Genomic DNA, 20,824 nt, shown 5'->3' on the forward strand with positions numbered 1-20,824 from the left:
ATCCTATTAAATCAGCGTTTTGAATGAAGGATTGAGTGGATGAGGTCCGTCCCTCTAATCATTTTATTCCCAGAAGCGAACCCACAAACTTACTTAACCCCCTTTGTATTAAGGTCTCGGATTAATATATGAGTGGAACGAGGTCCGTCCCTCGCACATCCCCATGTTTATCCCTCCCCATTGAACGGGAAAAGAAGAAGATATGATAAGAAAGAGTTCTACAAGGAGGAGTAATCGTGAAGAAGTATCAGATGTATATTAATGGTGAGTTTGTGGATAGTACGTCGAAGGATACGTTGGACGTGATCAATCCTGCGAATGAGGAGACGATTTCATCCATTCAGATGGGGACGGAAGAGGATGTGAATCACGCGATTGATGCTGCCCATTCTGCTTTTCTTTCATGGGGGAAGGTTCCTTCCAAGGAACGTGCTTCCTATTTATATAAAATAGCCGATAAGCTGGAGGAACGGAAAGACCGATTTGTTCAGATGCTGACAGAAGAAAACGGGAAAACGTTGGATGCCTCTGAGGATGAGCTCGATTTTGCCATCGAGTATTTCCGCTACATGGCTGGTTGGGCGTTAAGATATGAAGGTGAAATCCTTGAAAGTGAGCGCTCGAATGAAAACATCCTTGTTTACAAAAAGCCGATTGGTGTCGTAGCAGGGATCGTTCCGTGGAACTTCCCTATGTTCATCCTCGCCAGGAAAGTTGCCCCGGCGATTGTGACAGGCTGTACGATCGTGATGAAACCAAGTCAATACACGCCAAATACCGCATGTGAGTTTGCTAAGATCATAGACGAGGTCGGGCTGCCAAAAGGAGTCTTCAACCTTGTAACGGGGAAAGGCTCCGATATCGGAAACCCGATGTCCAGTCACCCTAAAGTACGAATGGTATCCATGACGGGAAGCTACCCGGCTGGTTCAAAAGTGATGGAGGCAGCATCGAAGTCCATTACAAAAGTAAACCTGGAGCTGGGCGGTAAGGCTCCTGCCATCATCACCAAGCATGCAAATATTGATCTTGCCGTTGAAAAGATCAAAACATCCCGAATCACCAACTCCGGGCAGGCATGTACGAACGCCGAACGAGTATATGTCCACGAGGATGTAGCAGAGGAATTCATCAGCAAAATGACCGAAGCGATGAAAAACACGACAGTCGGAGATCCGACAAACCGGGATAACGACATCGGACCTCTTGTGAATAAAGATCGACTTGAAACCGTAACTGAAATGGTCAATACAGCCGTTGAAAACGGAGCAAAAATCCTTACCGGCGGGAAACCGCTCAATATGGATAAAGGGTTCTACTACGAGCCTACCATTCTCGTAGATGTAAAACAGGATATGGAGATTATCCAGGAAGAGATCTTTGGACCGGTCCTCCCAATTATGACCTACAAGGATTTTGATGAAGTCATCGAGCTTGCCAACGATACCGAATATGGTCTTTCTTCATCGATCTTCAGTGAAAATCTTCATGAGATCATGAGAGCCGCTAATGAACTTCGATACGGCGAAACCTTCGTCAATCGTGAAAACTTCGAAGCCATCAATGGTTTCCACGCCGGCCGCGGTCAATCCGGAATAGGTGGAGCAGATGGAAAACACGGACTTAACGAATACCTGGAAACTCATGTTGTTTACCTTGAGTACGATGAAAACTATAAAGGATAATACCTAAAGAAAAGCCTGCCCGCTTTCATCCTAAAAGCGGGCAGGCTTTTTCAGTGGAGAGTTTCGCCCAACAAAAAAAGTCCTGCTAAACAGTCAGGACTTTTCTAAACGAGCACATGATTAGATTAGGCCAGGATAAAGAAATTTGCTAAAGCGAGTAATAATAGAATAATAGCAACTCCGGAACTCATCCAAAGAATATCGTTAAAATCCATTTTCAAATCGGCTAATTTATCCTTGTTTAGCAACGTACTTCACTCCCTTGAAGATTTTCAATAAATCCGATGACTTTAAAAATTGAAACGTCCAATTTAGGATCTGTAGATGTTGAACAATGAGAGCACTCGATTTGATTGACATTCATCGGTGAACGGAATTCATTCTCACAATGTGTGCACTCCAGTATATGTAAATCCCTTTTCTTACCCTTGCGATCAAATTGAATGCGCTCTCTACCCTGGTTAATATAGCTCACATTATTCTCTCCCGTCGTGTGTTATTTAGTACATATTTACCCGATGGAAAGAACATAAAACATGATTTATCTGATTTCTTTAAGAAAATGGGCTTCAAAAGCATATTGGAGATTTTATAAAAGAAACCTCCAATCGAAAAAAGCAAACAGCCCTCGCTGTTTGCTACAATCGTTTCTCCATAAAATACTGACTCTGTCCCTTAGGAAAATCTTTAAGGACCCCAAATTCCTTATACCCTAATTTTTTATAAAAATGAGGGGCCTGAAAGCTGAATGTATCTAATATAACGAGATGGCATCCCTTCTCCCTGGCGTACTCTTCTATCAGGTGAATCAGTTTGGAGCCGTACCCCCCATGCCGATAGTCATCTGCCACCCACAGAAAATCAATATGGAGATGATGCCAGAACATTTCTCCGACCACTCCGCCAACAATTTCATCTTCATCGTTTCTCATAACAAAACTGATTTGCTCCAGGGGCGTCTTAGTCTGCTCATCTACTTGTGACATATTGTATTCGATTAATTTCTTACGTATGTAATCACTATCTTCCTGGACCCACTGCTTCTCTATATTCATTGGTTCTCCTCCCTTCCCACCTATTTTTTCCTATTAAAGTCCTTTCGTCAATTCCCTTTTTTTACAAAATAATGTTTAAGAGGGGTCTCTACCGTTTATATGAAAAGTAAGCATTCTATAAGGAGGAGTTACATGTCTTTCAAAAAAACACTGAGCGTATTGGAAAACTTGTACTTACAAAAACCTGATAAATTATTGACTGTATACTTGAATACGGACCGCAGCGACCACGATCAGCAGGGTGGTGAATGGAAGATTGCCCTCAAAAACGGATTCAACCGCCTGGAAGAATACCTGGAAAGTGCTCCTGAGGAAAAAGAAAGGCTTCAATCGATCCGTCCGAAAGTAGAAAACTATGTATATAGTTTAGAACGTGAACTGCCAAGAAGCTTTATTATCTTCGCTTCTGCCGATAGTGGCATTTGGGAGACCTTCGAGCTTCAAATACCGGTTGAAACCAATTTTTATTGGGAGGAGAACCCTCACCTGGATCAATTGAAATCCTTGCATAAAGAATATCCATACACGGGATTGGTGCTGCTTCAGCAAAATCAAATCAAAATCCTCACCTCCGCCTTTGGAGAGATTCAGTCCAGCGAATTTATGGAATTCGATTTGGAAACAGATGACTGGCGAAAGCATGAAGGCCCCCACCACTCAGACGCCAGCATGGGAAGCGGCGGCGGAAAAGCCAATCAGCAGGAAGAATTCGAAAACCGCCTTAAAGCCAATCAACAACGCTGGTGGAAAAGCCTCGGCAGCATCCTGGACAAAAAGGCCGCTGATGAGGCGTGGGAACGGATCGTCCTCGTTGGCGACAAAGAGGAGGCCGCTGTGCTGGAAGACAGCATGAATAAAGAGATTCATGAAACGATCGGCAAAAACCTGCTGAATGAAAATGAGCATAAGGTTGTTGAGAAGTTATTGGCTTGAATGTTTTATAAGCCACCGTCTTGGAGGAGACGGTGGCTTTTTATGTTGGTTATCTGCCAATCTACTTATATCGCAATACCCGCACACGACAACCACCGCTCACCCCACAAAAAACAATTCCCTAAAAACAAGCACACGCTCCTCACATAGTCATACACTGAGATAAGGAGGTGTGTGTCCGTGCTATCACGAATTAAATGGTTATCCTTTTCTATCGAATTGTTTTTGGCGGTTCCGATCTTTGGCAATATTGCAGGTGATGCGATTCCTTTTCTCCTGTGTTTAGTGGCCCTGTGGCATGCGAGCGTATTGTATATTTCAAGGTCAGAAGATCAACCGATCCTTGGAAGTGCCCTCGGTATCCTTGCTTCCTTCTTAAACTTTTTCCCGGTCATCCGATTGATTGCCCATGCAATCACTGCAATTGTACTTATTTTTGAAATCCAGAAGGCTCCCGGGATGGAGTAAGTTGCCAAAACAAAGGATGATTCTCAGCAAAGAGAATCATCCTTTTCAGTTTGACCGTTACATTTTTTCACACGCACTTCCTTCAAAACCTTCTGCATGGAACCCCCGGGACAAGCCACTCTCCCTTCTTGGATTATGATCACATATAAAAACAGCAAAGCCCTCTCCAGACTTTGCTGCTTCCTACAATTCAAATTCCCATTCTTCCCTTAATGCCAGGTATAAAAGGAGAAGGGTATCCTCAAGCTCCTCATACGTTTTATCCTGCACATCTAATCCCAGTTTAGGACAGAGGATAAAGGCAAGCTTCTTGGTTAATTGGTTTCGTTCTGAAAGGGGGAGCTGAACGAATCGGTTGCTGTACGTTTTGACCAGCTGCCATTCTTTCGCACCGAGCTGCTTTAATTCCCACGCTTCCACCGTTATATCCTCTTTCCTCAAGCCACGGCGGCGGATTTCCTTCTCTATGGCTTTTTCTTTTCGTTTTCCTTTGACGCGTCGCTCATGAACAACGATGGTTCCGGCAACGAGATCCCCCACCCTCTTATGCTTAGAATGAAGGAAGATCATGACCATACCAATGAAATAGGAGACGGGAAGCATGTCGATGATTCTTAATAGATTGCGAATGAAGCAGGATAGGAGAGTGACGCTGTGTCCGTTTTCCTGCATCACCCGGATCCCCAGCAATCGCTTTCCGATCGTCTTTCCACCCCAGAAGTATTCTAAAGCAAAGAAATATCCCCAGTTGAGAAAAAAGATGGCGATGATGGCGATCCCCCATAGTGTCGAGTTGATTTCCATCATACTAAATAGGCCATCATTCCCCGATGTCGCAAAAAACAGGAGCACAACGATCAGGATGTTTACGATTGTTAACAATAGCTGGTCGATCATAAGGGCTGCTGCCCGGCTGCCTAAGCCTGCAGGTTGGAATTGCAGGGAAACATATTCGGGGGTTTTAATATCGACTTGTTCTTCATGCAATACAATCCCCTCCTTATGGATGAATTTACCTTTAATGGTTTCTATTTTTTTCTAAACTTACTATAATAAGAGATAAGAAATCAAAAGAACAAGTAGGTGTCACAATGAACGTGAAGCAATTTGTCAAACAGCACCGGGAGGACTGGAAGCAGTTAGAAGATCTCCTTGGAACCCTTCGCAAGAGGAAGAACTCCACGGGTCCGGCCATTGATCAATTCAACCGTCTTTATCAAAAGGCTGCCCAGAATCTTTCCTACAGCCAGACTTACTTTCCCGGCGAAGAAGTAACCGGTTATTTGAACGGCCTCGTATCAAAGTCTCACAATCTATTATATAAAGACCAAATCTCAAGTGGAAAACAAATTAGACATTTTTTCTCCACGACGTTTATTGGATTACTGCTTGAACAGTGGAAGTTCGTTGTCACGGCGATGATATTATTTACAATCGGTGCACTCGGTGCCTTCATTTCTGTCGTAAATGATCCTCTTCACCTATATTCCATTCTACCAGCTGAGATGTCTCAAGGTGTGGATCCTTCTAATCTCGGGAAAAGTGACGGACAAGTGGATTCTTCCCTTATGTCGGCTGCCATCATGACCAATAACATCAAAGTCGCCTTCCTTGCCTTTGCCGGCGGTGTGACATTTGGCTTGTTGACGGTCTATATGCTTGTGTACAACGGTATCATAGTAGGGGCCCTGGCCGCTGTCTTCTGGCACCAGGGAATGAGCTATGAATTCTGGGCTTACATCGTCCCCCACGGCATGATCGAGCTTACAGCCATCTTTATTGCAGGCGGAGCGGGACTCTTGATGGGCTATAAGCTCTTTGTACCTGGACGTTTTACACGAGGCTATCAATTAAAGCAGCAAGCGAAACGATCCGTCCAGCTGCTCCTCGGGACGGTACCCCTGTTTGTGATCGCCGGGATCATCGAAGGCTTCATTACGCCTGCTGCCATACCGCTACTCGCAAAATATATGGTTGCCTTTATAACGGTTATCGGTCTGATTCTCTATATGACGATCGGAAAGCTTCGGCTAAAGGCGAGCTTACAGTAACCCCCGGTTCATCATATCGATATAGTAAGAAACAGCCGTTGCCGCCAGTTTCTCTTCACGGGCCTCCACCATCATGAGGCCCTGTTTTTCCCACTTGGCTTTCTCCTTTTTCTTCACGAGCATCTGTTTCTGAGCCAAGCTCTTCATCATCGCCTGCTGAGAATCGACAGGCTCTGTCTTGATCCGTTTGACCAACGTTTCATCTTCTATCCCAATCGTTAAAAAGAGATGTTGTTTCCTTAGGCGCTGTAAGTAAAACAGGGCGCTTTCTTCATGAAGAAAGGTGTGTACGTCACTAAATAATAAAAGCAGACTCCGCTTTTTCTGAACCGTTTGAACATAGTGTAGGACGCCGGCATAATTTGATTCGGCTGCGTCCACTTCCAAATGATAGATACGATGAAGAATCGTTTGCAGATGTGCCATCCCTTTTGCCGGAGGGATATATACCTTTACATCTTTACTGAAAGCAAGAACTGACACATAGTCCCCGTTTTGAAGGGCCGCTGCCGCCACGGTCAGGGCCGCCTCCAGGGATTTCTCCAACCGGTTTCCTTTTTTCAGTTCCGCTCCCATCATCCTTCCGCAATCAATGAGGATCGTAATGTACTTACCATGCTCAGGTTCATATTCATTGGTCATCACTTCCCTGAGCTTTGCGGTTTGACGCCAGTTGATCTTTCTCGGATCGTCCCCGAGTACATAATTTCTAATCTTGGAGAATTCCCCGGCACCGCTTTGCTGCTTACGGATTTTCACCCCTTCATATAGTAGGAACTGCTGAGCACTTTCCAATACTTTTTTTGTTTCGGTGAGATCCGGAATGACTTTCACCACATCATGGAGCTCCATTGTTTTTTGTTTTTCCCATAAACCGAGGGAGCTTCGATAACGAAGATACAGCCTGGTAAGTTCATAGTCTCCTCTTACGGGTGTTACAACATCATAAGTAAGGGTCCCTGCTGAATCCTGTTCAAGTTTCCCTTCTAAGGGAAAGGATGTTTGAAAACTCTGAGGGGTACCATCCAGGATCCGAAACTCCATGCCACGGGATGATCTGTTTATAATTTTCAGATCGAAGACATAATCCAGACCCCTTTCCATTTGATCCGGAATATGGCGCTTGACGTCTATTTCCTTTTTGGATGGTGACAGAGTCAGGTCAATGAGACTCACGACGATAAATAATCCGTTCAATACGAAAATGAGCGTCCATGACAGACCAATAAACGTTCCTGCAAGAAGGATGGCGGAAAATAATAGATTCGAGATCAACAACTTTCGCGTCGGCAATATCCCCTTATCTTGGAACAGGAATCGACCCAACAAGCTCTTGGATGACTTGATCAATGGCCACTCCCTCCAATTCTACGTGCGGGGATAGCTGGATGCGGTGTCTTAGGGCAGGTCTTGCCACAATCTTGATATCATCTGGTGTGACATAGTCACGCCCTGACAGATAAGCCCATGCCCGTCCCGCTTTTCCAATCGAAATCGCCGCCCTTGTACTTGCCCCGAAGCGGATCGATTCCGTTTCACGGGTTTTTCTCACAATCTGCATAATATAGTCGAGTACCGCGTCACTAAGTGTGACATCCCCGATTTCTCTTCTGATAGTAAGGAAGGTTTCCATGTCGAGAACGGCCCCGACACTTTCCGCATAATGATTCTCGATCACTTGTTTCAATACGTTTTTCTCTTCTTCAAAGGAAGGAAAATTGATGTCCAGCTTAAACAGGAAGCGGTCCTGCTGGGCCTCAGGCAAGGGATAGGTTCCCTCGAATTCAATCGGATTCTGGGTAGCTACCACGAAAAACACCTCTTCAAGAGGATACGTTGCCCCTTGGATCGTCACCTGCTTTTCCTCCATGGCTTCGAGCAGGGCCGCCTGGGTTTTCGCCGGAGTCCGGTTGATCTCATCGGCCAATAGTACATTGGTGAAAATCGGCCCTTTGATCGTTTGGAAGCTGCTATCCTTCATATTGTAAATCGTACTACCCGTGATATCACTCGGTAACAGATCCGGTGTGAATTGAATCCGGTTGAAACTTCCACCGAGTAACTGGGAAAGGGTCTTGACCATCTGTGTCTTCCCTGTTCCCGGGACTCCCTCTATCAATACATGCCCTCCTGCCAGAATGGAAGACAACAAGAGTTTAAGATTCGTACTTTGACCTACAATTCGCTCTTCATATTTCTCCATTAAGGATGTGATTTCTGGTTTCAACGATCCTCCACCTCTTTCCTGAATAGTTCTATTTTTTTCGACCATTGTACGAATTCCTGTTTACTGATGCGTTCTTTCTCTAATACAGCCCTTATTCCAGATAAAACCGAATCGATTTCTTTTTTAGAAACGGTAGTTAACCTCCGTTCTAAAGGTTCGTTCAATTCCGACCATTCCTTACTCGTCGGAATCCCCCAACGTTCCTGGAACAGAACTCTGACGTAATCGGCTTGAATCACTAAAGATTCTTTGTATTGGCGCCCTTTTAAGTACCAGGCTGAAAGCGCCTTAATTCGTTCATCACTGAATCGGACCGTCTCTTCCCTCGGTGTGAGAGTACCACCAAAACGTTTCCCCCGCATCCAGAGCCAAAGGATGGTGAGGATCAGCAATTGAAGGATTAAAAGCAACAGCCACTGGGGATAAAGACTGGTAAGGCTTGCCTCACTCTCTCCCCCGTGAAGGTATTCATCGACCAGGATCGTTTTCCGAGCAGCAAGACCGCTTTCTAATAGAGTGAGAACCAGCTGAAGATGATCACTATCAAGAATATTCCCGTTCATCATCCATCCCGGTGAAGTAGAGACAATCAATTGACCTTTACCTATAGGAGAGCTATAGGCAATCGTTCCCTCCCGATCATCCAATAGAACGGTATCTTCATCCGACGTTTCTAACCTTACGCCTGATAATAGATCTGTTTGATATGTATTCCCTTTTTGATCACGTATAAGAGGATTATCGAGCCCTTCCCCTAATAAGACCGTCTTCGTGTCAAACATCCCTTTTGGATTATCCTTTAAAAGAAGAATCGTATTCCCTGCTTTCATGAAATTCTCGTAAGCTTCCATTTCTTCTTGTTCAGGGATTGAGAACGGTTCTATCATAATCAGTAATCGATCCGATTCAGCCGCCGGCAGCCTATCAGGTGAAAAAGACCAGCGTTGTATAGAAGCACCTTCGTTTTCCAAATAGGTATAAAGGGCTTTTATTCCAGAAGGAGAGGGAGACTCGGAAACATAGGCCGGATACTCTTTAGGTTTTTCAGGAGAAAGAAATACACCGATGATGATAAATAAGCTTAGAAGTGTGGCGAGCCAGACCCACGCCTTTATATTTGTTTTCAATTCTCGATTCTACCTCCTTTCTCTTATGCGTAAGGCTGTGAATCCGTTTCATGTTCCAACCAGCTTAGAGCTTCCTGTTTATAGGGAAGATACTCTTCTTTCTCCACTTTCCGCTCACCATAGGCCACTTCATCAAACAGAAGGGCCAGCCTGTAGAATCGCTCTGCCCAATCCTGATTCACTTTACGCAGTTCATCATAATACTCCCAATTTGTTTTCCAGACCTTTGCTTCGAGATAGTCTCTTTCATGAAAGTATAAAAGGAGGGCCAGGAACATATGGCGGGTTGCTTTCGAATAATCTTCAAGACCCTCTTGTTTATAAGCTTCTTCTAAATGTCTAGCATAGGACCACTCCATCTCATTCATGGATTGAAGTGGTTTATTCGAACGGAATTTCCGTTTTCGGACTCCGTTTCGAATGGCGAAGAATGCAGCAACGAGGAGAATGGCCACTACAATGACAATCAACGTGATAAGGATGCCCGATGCTGCCCCGCCAGTCGGTTCAAGAGAAGGGAATAGTTTTTCAAGCTGTTCTGAAAGCCATTCCTTTGCCTTCCCCCACCATTTGGCAAGCAGTCCCTGAGACTCATCATGATAGGCCTTATATTCCTCCCCGTCCAAGATTTCTTCTAATTGATCCCTTGCTCTGTTTTCATTCAACACTTTCTTCACCTAGCTTTCAGATCAAAAGCCCGGAAGCATGAGACTTCCGGAGCCTGACTGGATACTTCAATTGTTCAAAGGAAATTATTGGATTCCGTTATAATCATCGATCATTTCATTTAAATCATCTGCGTCATGTCTCGTTCTAAGATCAAGGAACATAACCCCGAAACCAACGGCGAACAGCATCGACGTGAATAAAGACACAACGTTTACTATCATGCCGTACAAAACACTATTCCCTAATACCAACCCGAACGTTAATTCGAAGGCCGAGCTTATGATTCCAACGATCAAGCCGAATACAATGAATAATAACAGAAGGATCCATCCACGCTTCTTCGTCAGCCTCCAGCTCCTGCCGAGACCAGGAGCGTCATTTTCTATGGCTGCCGCTCCAAAATAAAAGCTCCAACGTGTTAAGAAGTAAGCTACAGCAACCGCGAATGCAAGCAACAGGACAACTCCGGCGACCACAATCCCGACGCCCGGCTCCAGAAGTGCAGCACCGAATACTCCGGCAAAACCAATTGTAAAAATCGGAACAAATACGATACCGAATACAATCACTCCAAATAGGAGACTGCTTCCGATAATCGGCCAAAAACGGGAGAATGCTTCCTTTATCACAAGCTTCACAGTAAATTCTTCATTTTTTCTCATATGATTAAGGGCAAATAAAATCGCCGCTTGAGCGATTGGAGCCAGGATTATACTGATAAGTCCAATAAGACCTGTACCAAGCTCCGCTGCCAGATTTACTTCTGGACCCCCTTCGTCCGTAAATTCACCTGAAAAGCTGTTGACAATCCCATCGAACCAGGTTTCCCCGGTACCGACAGTCCTAAAGAAGCTAACCCCTGCTGCCAGTTCAATGAGTGCCTGCAGTAAATAAACTGGCCCTAATAAAATAAGGAAAATAAGAAAAAAGTCTTTAAATCGGTTCTTGCTTAATCGAAATGTGTGGTCCAGTATTTCACCGAACCCTTTAGGCTTACTAAATTTTGCGTTCACGTAATATCCCCCTACAGGTTATTTTTCAATATTTGACAATATATCGCTTATTCTACCATTATTCCTCCTTCCGTTGATGAAAGATTTGTATTTTTTCACTCTTCTTACCAAAATACACCAATCCTTATTAGATATATATTTCACGTTGGGATTCTCATGCTTGTCATTTTGGGGTAGAAAATTCGTTTACTTTTATCTTTCTATACGAAAAAGTGACCCAAAAAGTTTTCTTTTTGGGTCACTTTTTATCTTTTTATTTAGCTAAATCATGTTTAAAAGCATAAATCACAGCCTGGGTCCGGTCCTGGACTCCGAGCTTGGAGAGGATATTGCTCACGTGTGTTTTCACTGTTTTCAGGGCGATGAATAATTCATCGGCAATTTCCTGGTTCGTTTTCCCTTGTGTCATCAGGAGAAGGATTTCCAGTTCGCGATTGGTGAGCTCTTCATGAGGATGAGAAACGGTCTTTTGTCTCATGCGCGTCATCATTTTCCCAGTGACTTCAGGTTCAAGAATCGATTGACCGTTGTACGTCTTACGTACCGCTTCGGCAATCTCACTCGCTTTCGACGTTTTCAGCATATAACTGACCGCACCTGCTTCCAGGGCTGGATAAACCTTATCATCATCCAGGAAACTGGTGACGATGATGATCTTTGCGTCCGGCCACTCTTTAATGATCTCCTTAGTAGCCTGGATGCCATCCATTTCTTTCATCACAAGATCCATGAGAATAATATCAGGCCTCAGCTCGAGGGCAAGCTGAACGCCTTCTTTCCCATCCGACGCTTCCCCGACGACATCAATATCCGCCTGAGCCGATAGATAAGAAGAAACCCCGATCCTAACCATTTCATGATCATCTACAAATACCACTTTAATCATTTTTTTCACCTTCATTCTCCACAACGGGAACCTTCACTTCCAAGCGTGTCCCCTTATTCGGTACACTGATGATTTTAAACGTACCACCGATTTCAATGGCCCGCTCCCTCATATTCTGAAGCCCATAGGAGCTTGTGACCTTCGATTCGTTCACATCAAAGCCCTGACCATCATCCACTACCCGTAAAATAATGATGGATTCTCTTTTGATCAATCGAATATCCAAAGAACTCGCCTTCGCATGTCGCAAGGTGTTTGATACCGACTCCTGCAGAATTCTGAAGAGATGATCTTCGATTCCTTTATCAAGACTCATGTCTTCTATTTTCCACTCGATATCAAGGGGTACCTTCTGAGCTAATTCGACCAGCAGCTCCTTCATTCCTTCTTGAAGATTCTTTCCTTTTAACGCAACGGGGCGAAGATGAAGGAGGAGAGCCCTCATTTCAAGCTGAGACTGATGAATCATCTGCTCCACCATACCAAGCTGCTTTTCTTCATGAGGCGTTCGTCCAGGTGATGGTGTTTCCGTGATGGCTGACATCAGCATGGATGCTGCAAATAGCTGCTGACTGACCGAGTCATGTAATTCCCTCGCCAAACGGTTCCGCTCCTGGGAAACGATTTCCTGGATTCTCTTTTCCTGCTCCTCTGCCTTTTCATTGGCAAGCTTTTGGGAATATCGCGCTTGATCCGTTAGATGCCTCCCTAACGCATCGACCTTTTTCCAAACCTGCTGCACTTCTGAGGTTGCCGTTTCAGGGAATGTGATCGTGCGGCCCTGTTCCACATTCATCAGGGCATCTTCAATCTCCCTTAACTGCCGTTTATCCTTCAACCCTGTCCGGATGCCGAACACGATTCCGATAAGGATACTTACAACGAGGATAAACCCTGCTCCCGGTATATCCATAATCTCTACTTCCCATAAAAGGGACCAATCCTCCAAGGGATACAAATAAAAATATGACAGCGATAAAAAGATCACCATCCCAAGGGAAAAAAGAATGCCTGCAACAATCTGCTTACTGACTGTGCTCATATTCTCTTCACCTCTAAATCCCCGATCCACATCGAGGTGACAATCTTCACACGCTGGACAGCCGTATCATACCCTGGAGTTTGATAATAAAGGGACTGGTTGATCGCTTTCGGCTCCACTTCTTCAAAAACCTCAATCGAACCGGCAAGTACCGAGTGATGAACACTCACTTCCACATCATACGGTATCAATATTTCAATATTTCCTAAAATATTTCGAATCGAAACGACGGACGTCCCTTTAGGAAGCACCGTATTTCCAATATCGATGACCGAGTCTCCGATCACACCCTGGATGTTGATATCATTCCATTCATATACGTCTTCCGGAGTCCGTTTCGGCCCGAACCATTCATTTTGAAGAGCGGACTTTTTCATGACGAGTGGTTCACTTGTGTGGGTGAACGTATCCTTAATCGTCGGATTGATGTATTTAGGATGTTTCTTCGAATCAGCAAAACGGACAATGATAAATAGAAGAATGGCAAACAATAAAAATTTAAATGCTACGGTATTAAAGATATTGACCGCTAAGCTGATGATCCCAAACCACAGCAGGATCTTTCCAAGATTACTCGGAAGCTTCTTTCTTCCAATATAGATACAGAAGGCCGCAATCGAGAGAAAGACGAGAACCCCCCCATCGTAGAATGATACTTCCAACAGTATTAAAAGGGTTCCTATTAAAATGATCCAGCTGATCCCATCCGAGCGTAAACGATTGAACAAGGGGGTTCCTCCTTTCTAGTTATGTATTTTTTATGAATGAAGATTATTCGACAAGAGGTTCATATATCGGGATTCCGGATCAAAAAGTTCTTAATGCGGATCATATTTTCTGATTCAGGTGGATAAAACCCATATCCGGATTATATATGATGATAAAACGGGGTGAACCCATTTGGGCTCCCCCTTTTTTTATCGTTACTATTCGTTTTCATAGATTAGAATACCATGTTTTATGAAGGAATGGCTTCCGTTTCCTCTTTTTTCACTTCTTTTTCTAATTTAGCGATCTTTGCGTCGATCGTATTTCGATAATAAGAGGAGTTCATACCGTGCTCTAAATGGTCTAAGTATGTTTCAATTTCATCGAATTTAGAGAACGCCTGGTTGTTATAACCGGAAGAAGATTCAAGCACAGAATTCACCTTGTTATGGGCACGGGCGATATTCTCTCTTCCCATCAGCTCCATCCGCTTGATGTACATATCCTTCAGCTTGTGCTTCATCTCTTCATATTTTCTTTCAAGCTCTTCAAGCTCTTTCGTTGCTTTCACCTTTGAATCCTGGATGCGCACGGCGCGCTCTTCATAGTATTTTTGTTCCTGCAGGGCAAATTCATACAGACCTTCTTCATTTGCCTTCGATGCAACCTCAGCCTGGTATTTTCGTTTGTCGGCTAAAGCAGAAGCCTGCTGATACTCTTTTTGGAATTCTTCTTTTAATAGATATTGTCTTTCAACAAGCTTACTTACTTTTTCTACTTCCTGCTCACACTGTCTTAAATAATGATTCAACACGGCTATTGGATTTTTCTTTTCCTTTTTATCTAATGCTTCGTGCAGGTCGGACATGACTGTATTTTTAATTCGTTGAAATAAGTTTGCCATAGTGTATTCTCTCCTTTAGTTTTTTAATTGTGACCATTCTCTTTCAAAATTAGTGAATGGATCCGATGATTTTTCTTCTATAATGACTTCTTCTTTTTTCCAGTTCTTGTAGATCACATACAGAACGTATAGAGCAACCAATCCGATGATCGCCGGGAAGTTGGATATCGAAGCACTGAATGCCGCAAGACCGATCAGTGCCCATAAGATCTTCTTCATTGTGGAATCTGTTTTCACAAATCCTTTAAAGCTGTAATACATGATCACTAGAGAGATGGCGAGCCCTACGATCGGTCCCAAATTGGCAAGCAGGACAATGGCTGCAATCCCTCCTGCTAAAAGCAATCCAAATTTCTTCATATGTTGTTGCCTCCTTTCTTCTTCATGTCTCTATCCTATCTATTTTCAGGGTTTCCCATAACGAGCCTGAGCTTTATTTTCGTATCAGACTTGAGGCTTAGGGGTGGTAGGACTTGTCGTTTTTTTTGATGTTTTGGCGGAGGGGTCGCGAAGTTTGTCCTTTTTTGTAGAACGGTCGATATAGTGAAAATAAGGTTGATAAAATGAAAGAACGGTTGATAAATTTGAATAAAGGTTGATAAACCTGAATGACAGTCGATAAACCACAACAACAGTCGTTCCACTACAAAAACAAAGTCCGTCCCCAAAACGGAACGGACCCTGACAGCATTATTCTGTTAATTCAAGAAATTCTTCCACATCCGCTATGCATAGCTTGATCCCTTTTTCCCAGAAGGCTTCTTTGGTGATGTCTTCACCGAGGTGCTTCACGGCCAGTTCTTCGACATTCATGACCGCGGTGTCACGGAGCAATGCCATGTATTTATCTTCATAGCTTTCATCCGACTCCAGGGCTTTGGCGTAAATGCTCAGTGAGAACAAGTATCCAAAGGTGTACGGGAAGTTATAGAACGGCACTCCTGTAATATAGAAATGGAGCTTCGATGCCCAGAAGCGCGGATGAACCTCTCCAATGGAGTCTGAGAATGCTTCCTTCTGAGCGTCTACCATCAGTTCGTTGAGTTTATCAGCAGATACAATCCCCTTCTTACGTTCTTCATAGAAACGTGTCTCGAATAAGAAACGGGCATGGATGTTCATGAAGAACGCGACACTCCTCTGCAGTTTATCTTCCACCAGGGCAATCTTTTCAGCCTTCGTCTCCGCTTCCTTTACGGCAGCATCCGCGACGATCATTTCAGCAAAAGTGGATGCGGTCTCTGCCACGTTCATGGCGTAGTTACGATTCAATGTGTGCATCGGTTTTAATGCATGGGAATGAAACGCATGCCCTAACTCGTGTGCAAGGGTGGAGACATTCGACATTGAGCCTGAATACGTCATGAAGATACGGGATTGATCACTTAACGGGAAGGATGTGCAGAATCCACCCGGACGTTTTCCCGATCGGTCCTCCGCTTCTATCCATTGGTTCTCAAACGCTTTTTCAGCAAACTGGGCCATCTCTTCTCCGAATCGGGAGAACTGCTTCAGAATGAATTTTGCCCCATCGTCATACGACATGGTACTCGTCGACTCTGCCACGGGTGCGTCAAGGTCATACCAATCGAGTCTGTCTTTCCCGATTAGTTTCGCTTTTCTTTCCAGGTACTGAACGAATGGCTGCTTGTGCTTTGAAATAGCTCCCCACATGGCATCCAGCGTTTCTTGCTTCATACGATTGTATTCGAGGGGCTCCTTCATCAATTCGTCCCACCCACGCTTCTTGTAGACATTCAAGCGAAAGCCGCCAAGGTGATTAAGTGTCCTTGCAAAGAGTTCCTCATTTTGTTCCCAGGCATTCTCCAATTTTTCAAAAACCTCTTTGCGCGTATTGGCGTCTGGACTGGAGAGCAGATTATTAGCCTGACCAACCGATAGTTTTTTTCCATCATGTTCAATCTCCATTGCCCCTACGATCGTGTCATACATCTGTCCCCAGCCGTGATAGCCATCGACAGCTAACGCCTGGATAAGTGACTCTTCTATGCTGGATAGCTTATCTTTCGCTTTTTGTCTCCACTCATTGAGGACGAAGGTAATTTCACTCAGTTGATCATGTTGAAGCAGTTCATTCCAGACCTCTTCTCTGCAATCTGAAAGCTGCTGCTGAAACTTTGTAAAAGTAGAAGAAAAGTCCGCACTCAGGCTTGTTACTTCCGCGCGGAGAGAATCTGCTTTTCGGTCATGCATATTTTGAGCTTCAAGACAGCTCACGAAGGCACCTGCCTGTCGCAAATACAGCATCACTTCTTTTGCTTCTTCAATCAGGTTCCACACCAGGTCAGCATCACTAGCCGATTGGGGCGGATGGAAAGCGAGTGCATTTTCTGCAAAGTCATTTTTCTTTTTTTCTAACGCATCGAGGTGCTTTCTGAATTCCGAAGATTCACTTCCTCCTTGGAAAAAAACATCTAAATCCCAAACATCCGAATATGTATGATTTGTACGGTCCATAATGTCCCCCTAATAGATTTTCTCATTGTCCCTATCCTATTTCTAATTCTCGATAAATCCCATAAATCCTTCCTGATCTTTCACTAAGGTTCTTTTGGTGACGTTTGGTGCTATTTTACAGAAGAAAGTAATAGTTGATTTCCGCTACAGGATGCTCGCTTTCCGCGGGGCTGGCGGTGAGCCTCCTCGGCTACGCCTCCGGGGTCTCACCTGTCCAGCTATTCCCGCAGGAGTCGATCATCCTTCCACTCCAATCAACTTTCTAAGCATGTATCCTTAATAGAAATCAATAAAAACAATAAGAATTTTGTTTTCTAGTTAATTGTTTTTGGACAACTTAGCACTGTCACGAAAATTCTTGCGAAGATGGTGAGGGGAACTGCGTAGACTCCTGCGGAAGTACGGACGTGCCGAGACCCCGAAAGCGAAGCTGAGGAGGCTCGGCCGAACGTCCGCGGAAAGCGAAGCAGTTCCCCTCACCATCCAGCACACACTAATTGACAGAGCCTTGCAGAGCTTATTTAAAAAGACAACAACATTTGAGAAAAGAGCGTTCACTAATCCTTTTTGCCTAACTCTCTTCATTTGGTTTTTAATTTGATAAGAGTGGAATAGTATATAACACCACTACTTACAGGGGGTACACTCAATGAAACTGATCTTGAATATGTTAGCCTTCGCTTTAGTGATTGTGATGAATACGTTGGCTGTTACTTTGCCTTTGAATAATCAATCAACGGGGGAAATCAGTGACAGGCTCGATATTATGATTACTCCTGCGGGTTATGTCTTTTCTATCTGGAGTCTGATTTATCTGCTGCTCGCAATTTGGATCATCCGCCAGTTCCCTAAAGACAGAAGAGATCTTCCCCTTTATCAGGAAACAAGCGGACTATTCATCCTGAGCTGCTTATTGAATTCAGCATGGATATTCGTTTGGCACTACAATTACTTTCTCGTTTCAGTATTTATCATGATTGGACTTCTTTTAACTCTTATTGCCCTTTATAGCCGGGTGAAGAGTACAGGTCCGTCCCTCCTGGATATAGCCCCTTTTTCGATATATTTAGGATGGATTTCGGTTGCCACGATTGTGAACATTACGTACTACTTGACGGACATCGGCTGGAACGGATTCGGCATTTCTGAATTGGTGTGGGCTTATCTCGGGCTGATTGTCGCTACGGTTCTTGCTTTCTGGTTCCGCATCAGGCAGCATGACATGCTCTATCCGCTTGTGTTTGTTTGGGCATTTGTCGGTATCGGAGTAAAGAACATGGCAGAACACTCAACCTATTCCTATACAGCCTACGCACTCGCCTTTATCATCCTCATCTTTGATCTGGTCTATAAGAGAACACGACAATCATAATGTGCACGAAGGTCCGTCCCCCGGGCCTTCTTTTTTTGTATAGGAAGCCTTCCGATGACTTACATTAAGTGATAGGGGGTGTGTAGTATGAACCATCAGAAGAAAAACGTCACTCGTTCCGGAACGGATATTGATGAGGTTAAACGACTCAATCAGCATTCAGGGCTGACGTATAATCAAGTGAAACAGTTACTGGGAGAACAATATAGCGGAAAGAAATAACTGCAAAAAAAGAAAGCGTCGACTTAATCGGCGCTTTCTTGATTCGTTTCATTTTGAGCTTTGATGATCTCTTTTTCACGTTGAACCGTAAGTTTCTCCTGAATCTTATTCTTTTCCTTACAGGGCTGAGTGAGACTGACAATCACATCTCCCTGCTCAATCTTAGGTGAAGCACCTTCAGTGAAGAATTCAATCCTTCCTGCCGCTTTAAGGGCAAACAACAATAATGTGTTTTCATCCCGCTCCTCCAGATAAGATTCAAAGGTGTACTTTTCAGTAATATTCGTTTTTCTGAATACATCTCCCCGTTCGACACGTTTATTCAGCTCTTCCCATGTCACGTGGTTTTGGAAGAGGATCCTTCCGCCAATCGTATGAACCATATCTTCAAGATCATCGTCCCGCTGGCTGCGCAAACTCAGTTGGAATAGGTTATTACGGCCGATCTCAGGAACAAATGTCGTACAGACAAGAGCGTTGTAAGAATCAAGCTCCGTAGCCGCAATCATATATTCATACGGCGTCATATCCAGATAGTATTCCGTTTGTTCGGATAAGATTTCACCACGGTAGAATGGGATCCCTGCTTTTCTGACTGAAAACAATCGCTGCCATGATGAATCCGAAATTAAGACCGGAATCTTCAGGTCTTGAAGGGTTTTGGCAAATTCAGTACTGAATTTACTTCCTCCCACAATCATAACTCCCGGTCTTTCATCAATGGCAAGGTCCAATTTTTTCGCCAGCCATTTAATGGAAAAGCCATGTGCACATACTGTAGAGAAAACGAGTGCAAAAGTCAGGGACGTCAGTATAGCCGCATCCTCAAAGCCTTTCTCTAATAGTACTGAAGCAAAATAACTTGAGACGGTCAGCGCGACAATTCCCCTTGGGGCAATCCATCCGACAAGCAATTTCTCCTTATTAGAGAGGTCCGTCCCTATCGTAGATAACCAAATCGATAATGGTCGGACAATGAATAACATAAGAAGCACAAACGCGACGATGTTCCAGTTAAAGATTCGTAATAGCGTATCTACGGTTAACGAAGCCGTCAGCATCACGAAAATGGTTGAAATGAGAAGTACCGAAATGTTTTCTTTGAAGTGACGCATATCATCAATGGATGAAATATGCATATTCGCAAGCGTCATCCCCATTGCCGTGACGGCTAACAGTCCTGTTTCATGTGTGATCTGATCTGAAACTGTGAAGCAGGCAAGAACCAGCGCAAAAACAACAGGTGATTTCAAGAACTCAGGTACATGTCCATTTTCAAAAATGAAGCCTGTGAATTTCCCCAGCGCCCATCCAAATACCACGGCAAATAAGGAAGCTGCAAAGAAGAGTAATAAAGCTAATCCCGTGACTTCATCGCTTATAAAGAAATTAATGATTTCAAAAGCAAAAACGGCAAGCAGGGCACCGAATGGATCAACGACTATCCCTTCCCATTTCAGGATCGCTGCAGGTCTTGGTTTCAACTTCGCCTGTCTGAGCAGCGGTAGAATGACGGTTGGACCGGTTACGATAAATAATCCACCAATGACAAAGGAAACAGCCCAGGATAACCCGGCCACATAATGAGCCCCTAGAGAACCTAATATCCAAGCAAGGATGGCTCCTATGGTGACTATTCTAAATAAAGGCTTACCTAATCCCTTCACCTCTCGAAAATTAAGATTTAAGCTTCCTTCAAAAAGGATGATGGCAACCGCCATGGATATAATGGGTTTGAACACTTCCCCGAAATCGTCCTTTGGATTAATGAGACCAAATATAGGTCCCACCAGCAATCCAACAATCGACATGACGACGATGGCAGGAAGCCTGAACCTCCAGGCAATCCACTGGGAAGCGATCCCGAGTACTCCGACTAACATGATGTTGAATAAAATAGAATCGATCATAGCTTTCTCCTTTGAAGGTTATGAAATGAGCCATCATAACAGTAGATATTATGTACGTGTTTCCAGGATAAAAG

At 44.1% G+C, this 20,824-nt stretch carries 22 protein-coding genes; 6 read left to right on the forward strand and 16 right to left on the reverse strand.

What is annotated here, in order from left to right; genetic code table 11:
• Positions 1 to 236 precede the first annotated feature (236 nt).
• Positions 237 to 1,685: an aldehyde dehydrogenase gene (gene aldA / locus RSX31_RS13360; RefSeq protein WP_315634870.1), complete on the forward strand. Its 1,449-nt coding sequence runs from the start codon at positions 237 to 239 to the stop codon at positions 1,683 to 1,685.
• Between the two features lie 125 nt (positions 1,686 to 1,810).
• Here the strand turns inward: aldA and RSX31_RS13365 are convergent, their stop codons facing one another.
• The 3 genes from RSX31_RS13365 to RSX31_RS13375 all read right to left on the reverse strand — a co-directional run bounded on the left by RSX31_RS13365 (position 1,811) and on the right by RSX31_RS13375 (position 2,740).
• Positions 1,811 to 1,933 (reverse strand): hypothetical protein, encoded by a 123-nt coding sequence (locus RSX31_RS13365; protein ID WP_262371836.1) that lies wholly within the window; start codon positions 1,931 to 1,933, stop codon positions 1,811 to 1,813.
• The gene (locus RSX31_RS13370; protein WP_148995010.1) at positions 1,927 to 2,160 is read right to left on the reverse strand and encodes a hypothetical protein; all 234 of its coding nucleotides are present in this window, start codon (positions 2,158 to 2,160) and stop codon (positions 1,927 to 1,929) included. The genes RSX31_RS13365 and RSX31_RS13370 overlap by 7 nt, the downstream gene beginning before the upstream one ends.
• Positions 2,161 to 2,323: 163 nt before the next feature.
• Positions 2,324 to 2,740: a GNAT family N-acetyltransferase gene (locus RSX31_RS13375; protein WP_148967353.1), complete on the reverse strand. Its 417-nt coding sequence runs from the start codon at positions 2,738 to 2,740 to the stop codon at positions 2,324 to 2,326.
• Positions 2,741 to 2,872: 132 nt separating this feature from the next.
• On the opposite strand from RSX31_RS13375, the gene RSX31_RS13380 reads away from it, so the two are divergent.
• Both RSX31_RS13380 and RSX31_RS13385 read left to right on the forward strand, forming a co-directional pair.
• Complete coding sequence (locus tag RSX31_RS13380) at positions 2,873 to 3,673, forward strand: VLRF1 family aeRF1-type release factor (RefSeq protein ID WP_148967352.1); 801 nt, start codon at positions 2,873 to 2,875, stop codon at positions 3,671 to 3,673.
• A gap of 180 nt (positions 3,674 to 3,853) precedes the next feature.
• Positions 3,854 to 4,141: a hypothetical protein gene (locus tag RSX31_RS13385; RefSeq protein WP_044339178.1), complete on the forward strand. Its 288-nt coding sequence runs from the start codon at positions 3,854 to 3,856 to the stop codon at positions 4,139 to 4,141.
• Between the two features lie 183 nt (positions 4,142 to 4,324).
• Here the strand turns inward: RSX31_RS13385 and RSX31_RS13390 are convergent, their stop codons facing one another.
• A complete protein-coding gene (locus tag RSX31_RS13390) occupies positions 4,325 to 5,128 on the reverse strand; it encodes an RDD family protein (RefSeq protein ID WP_315634871.1) in 804 nt (267 codons plus the stop codon).
• Between the two features lie 104 nt (positions 5,129 to 5,232).
• On the opposite strand from RSX31_RS13390, the gene RSX31_RS13395 reads away from it, so the two are divergent.
• Complete coding sequence (locus RSX31_RS13395; protein WP_315634872.1) at positions 5,233 to 6,192, forward strand: stage II sporulation protein M; 960 nt, start codon at positions 5,233 to 5,235, stop codon at positions 6,190 to 6,192.
• Here the strand turns inward: RSX31_RS13395 and RSX31_RS13400 are convergent.
• From RSX31_RS13400 to RSX31_RS13450, 11 genes are all read right to left on the reverse strand, one after another.
• Positions 6,184 to 7,542 (reverse strand): DUF58 domain-containing protein, encoded by a 1,359-nt coding sequence (locus RSX31_RS13400; RefSeq protein WP_315634873.1) that lies wholly within the window; start codon positions 7,540 to 7,542, stop codon positions 6,184 to 6,186. The genes RSX31_RS13395 and RSX31_RS13400 overlap by 9 nt on opposite strands.
• A complete protein-coding gene (locus RSX31_RS13405; RefSeq protein ID WP_315634874.1) occupies positions 7,493 to 8,419 on the reverse strand; it encodes an AAA family ATPase in 927 nt (308 codons plus the stop codon). Before RSX31_RS13405 ends, RSX31_RS13400 begins: the two co-directional genes overlap by 50 nt.
• Positions 8,416 to 9,546: a DUF4350 domain-containing protein gene (locus RSX31_RS13410; protein ID WP_315634875.1), complete on the reverse strand. Its 1,131-nt coding sequence runs from the start codon at positions 9,544 to 9,546 to the stop codon at positions 8,416 to 8,418. Before RSX31_RS13410 ends, RSX31_RS13405 begins: the two co-directional genes overlap by 4 nt.
• Positions 9,547 to 9,569: 23 nt before the next feature.
• A complete protein-coding gene (locus tag RSX31_RS13415; RefSeq protein ID WP_315634876.1) occupies positions 9,570 to 10,214 on the reverse strand; it encodes a DUF4129 domain-containing protein in 645 nt (214 codons plus the stop codon).
• An 84-nt stretch (positions 10,215 to 10,298) separates the two neighbouring features.
• Positions 10,299 to 11,228 carry a hypothetical protein gene (locus RSX31_RS13420; protein WP_315634877.1) on the reverse strand — a complete coding sequence of 310 codons (930 nt, stop codon included), beginning with the start codon at positions 11,226 to 11,228 and terminating at the stop codon, positions 10,299 to 10,301.
• A gap of 253 nt (positions 11,229 to 11,481) precedes the next feature.
• Positions 11,482 to 12,114, reverse strand: a complete 633-nt coding sequence (locus RSX31_RS13425; protein ID WP_148967345.1) for a response regulator transcription factor — start codon at positions 12,112 to 12,114, stop codon at positions 11,482 to 11,484.
• Positions 12,107 to 13,156 (reverse strand): sensor histidine kinase, encoded by a 1,050-nt coding sequence (locus tag RSX31_RS13430; RefSeq protein ID WP_148967344.1) that lies wholly within the window; start codon positions 13,154 to 13,156, stop codon positions 12,107 to 12,109. Before RSX31_RS13430 ends, RSX31_RS13425 begins: the two co-directional genes overlap by 8 nt.
• Positions 13,153 to 13,884 (reverse strand): cell wall-active antibiotics response protein LiaF, encoded by a 732-nt coding sequence (liaF, locus tag RSX31_RS13435; RefSeq protein WP_315634878.1) that lies wholly within the window; start codon positions 13,882 to 13,884, stop codon positions 13,153 to 13,155. Before liaF ends, RSX31_RS13430 begins: the two co-directional genes overlap by 4 nt.
• Positions 13,885 to 14,114: 230 nt before the next feature.
• The gene (locus RSX31_RS13440; RefSeq protein ID WP_315634879.1) at positions 14,115 to 14,768 is read right to left on the reverse strand and encodes a PspA/IM30 family protein; all 654 of its coding nucleotides are present in this window, start codon (positions 14,766 to 14,768) and stop codon (positions 14,115 to 14,117) included.
• Between the two features lie 15 nt (positions 14,769 to 14,783).
• The gene (locus RSX31_RS13445) at positions 14,784 to 15,128 is read right to left on the reverse strand and encodes a lmo0954 family membrane protein (RefSeq protein WP_148967341.1); all 345 of its coding nucleotides are present in this window, start codon (positions 15,126 to 15,128) and stop codon (positions 14,784 to 14,786) included.
• A 330-nt stretch (positions 15,129 to 15,458) separates the two neighbouring features.
• Complete coding sequence (locus RSX31_RS13450) at positions 15,459 to 17,246, reverse strand: M3 family oligoendopeptidase (protein ID WP_315634880.1); 1,788 nt, start codon at positions 17,244 to 17,246, stop codon at positions 15,459 to 15,461.
• Positions 17,247 to 17,895: 649 nt separating this feature from the next.
• Here RSX31_RS13450 and RSX31_RS13455 point away from each other — a divergent pair.
• On the forward strand, positions 17,896 to 18,618 hold the full coding sequence (locus RSX31_RS13455; protein ID WP_315634881.1) for a TspO/MBR family protein: 723 nt from the start codon (positions 17,896 to 17,898) through the stop codon (positions 18,616 to 18,618).
• Between the two features lie 87 nt (positions 18,619 to 18,705).
• Complete coding sequence (locus RSX31_RS13460; protein WP_315634882.1) at positions 18,706 to 18,840, forward strand: hypothetical protein; 135 nt, start codon at positions 18,706 to 18,708, stop codon at positions 18,838 to 18,840.
• A 23-nt stretch (positions 18,841 to 18,863) separates the two neighbouring features.
• Here RSX31_RS13460 and RSX31_RS13465 read toward each other — a convergent pair whose 3' ends face one another.
• Positions 18,864 to 20,750: a cation:proton antiporter gene (locus RSX31_RS13465; RefSeq protein ID WP_187443594.1), complete on the reverse strand. Its 1,887-nt coding sequence runs from the start codon at positions 20,748 to 20,750 to the stop codon at positions 18,864 to 18,866.
• Positions 20,751 to 20,824: the final 74 nt, after the last annotated feature.

Source organism: Rossellomorea yichunensis (genome assembly GCF_032337515.1).
In the GTDB taxonomy this organism is placed as follows: domain Bacteria; phylum Bacillota; class Bacilli; order Bacillales; family Bacillaceae_B; genus Rossellomorea; species Rossellomorea yichunensis.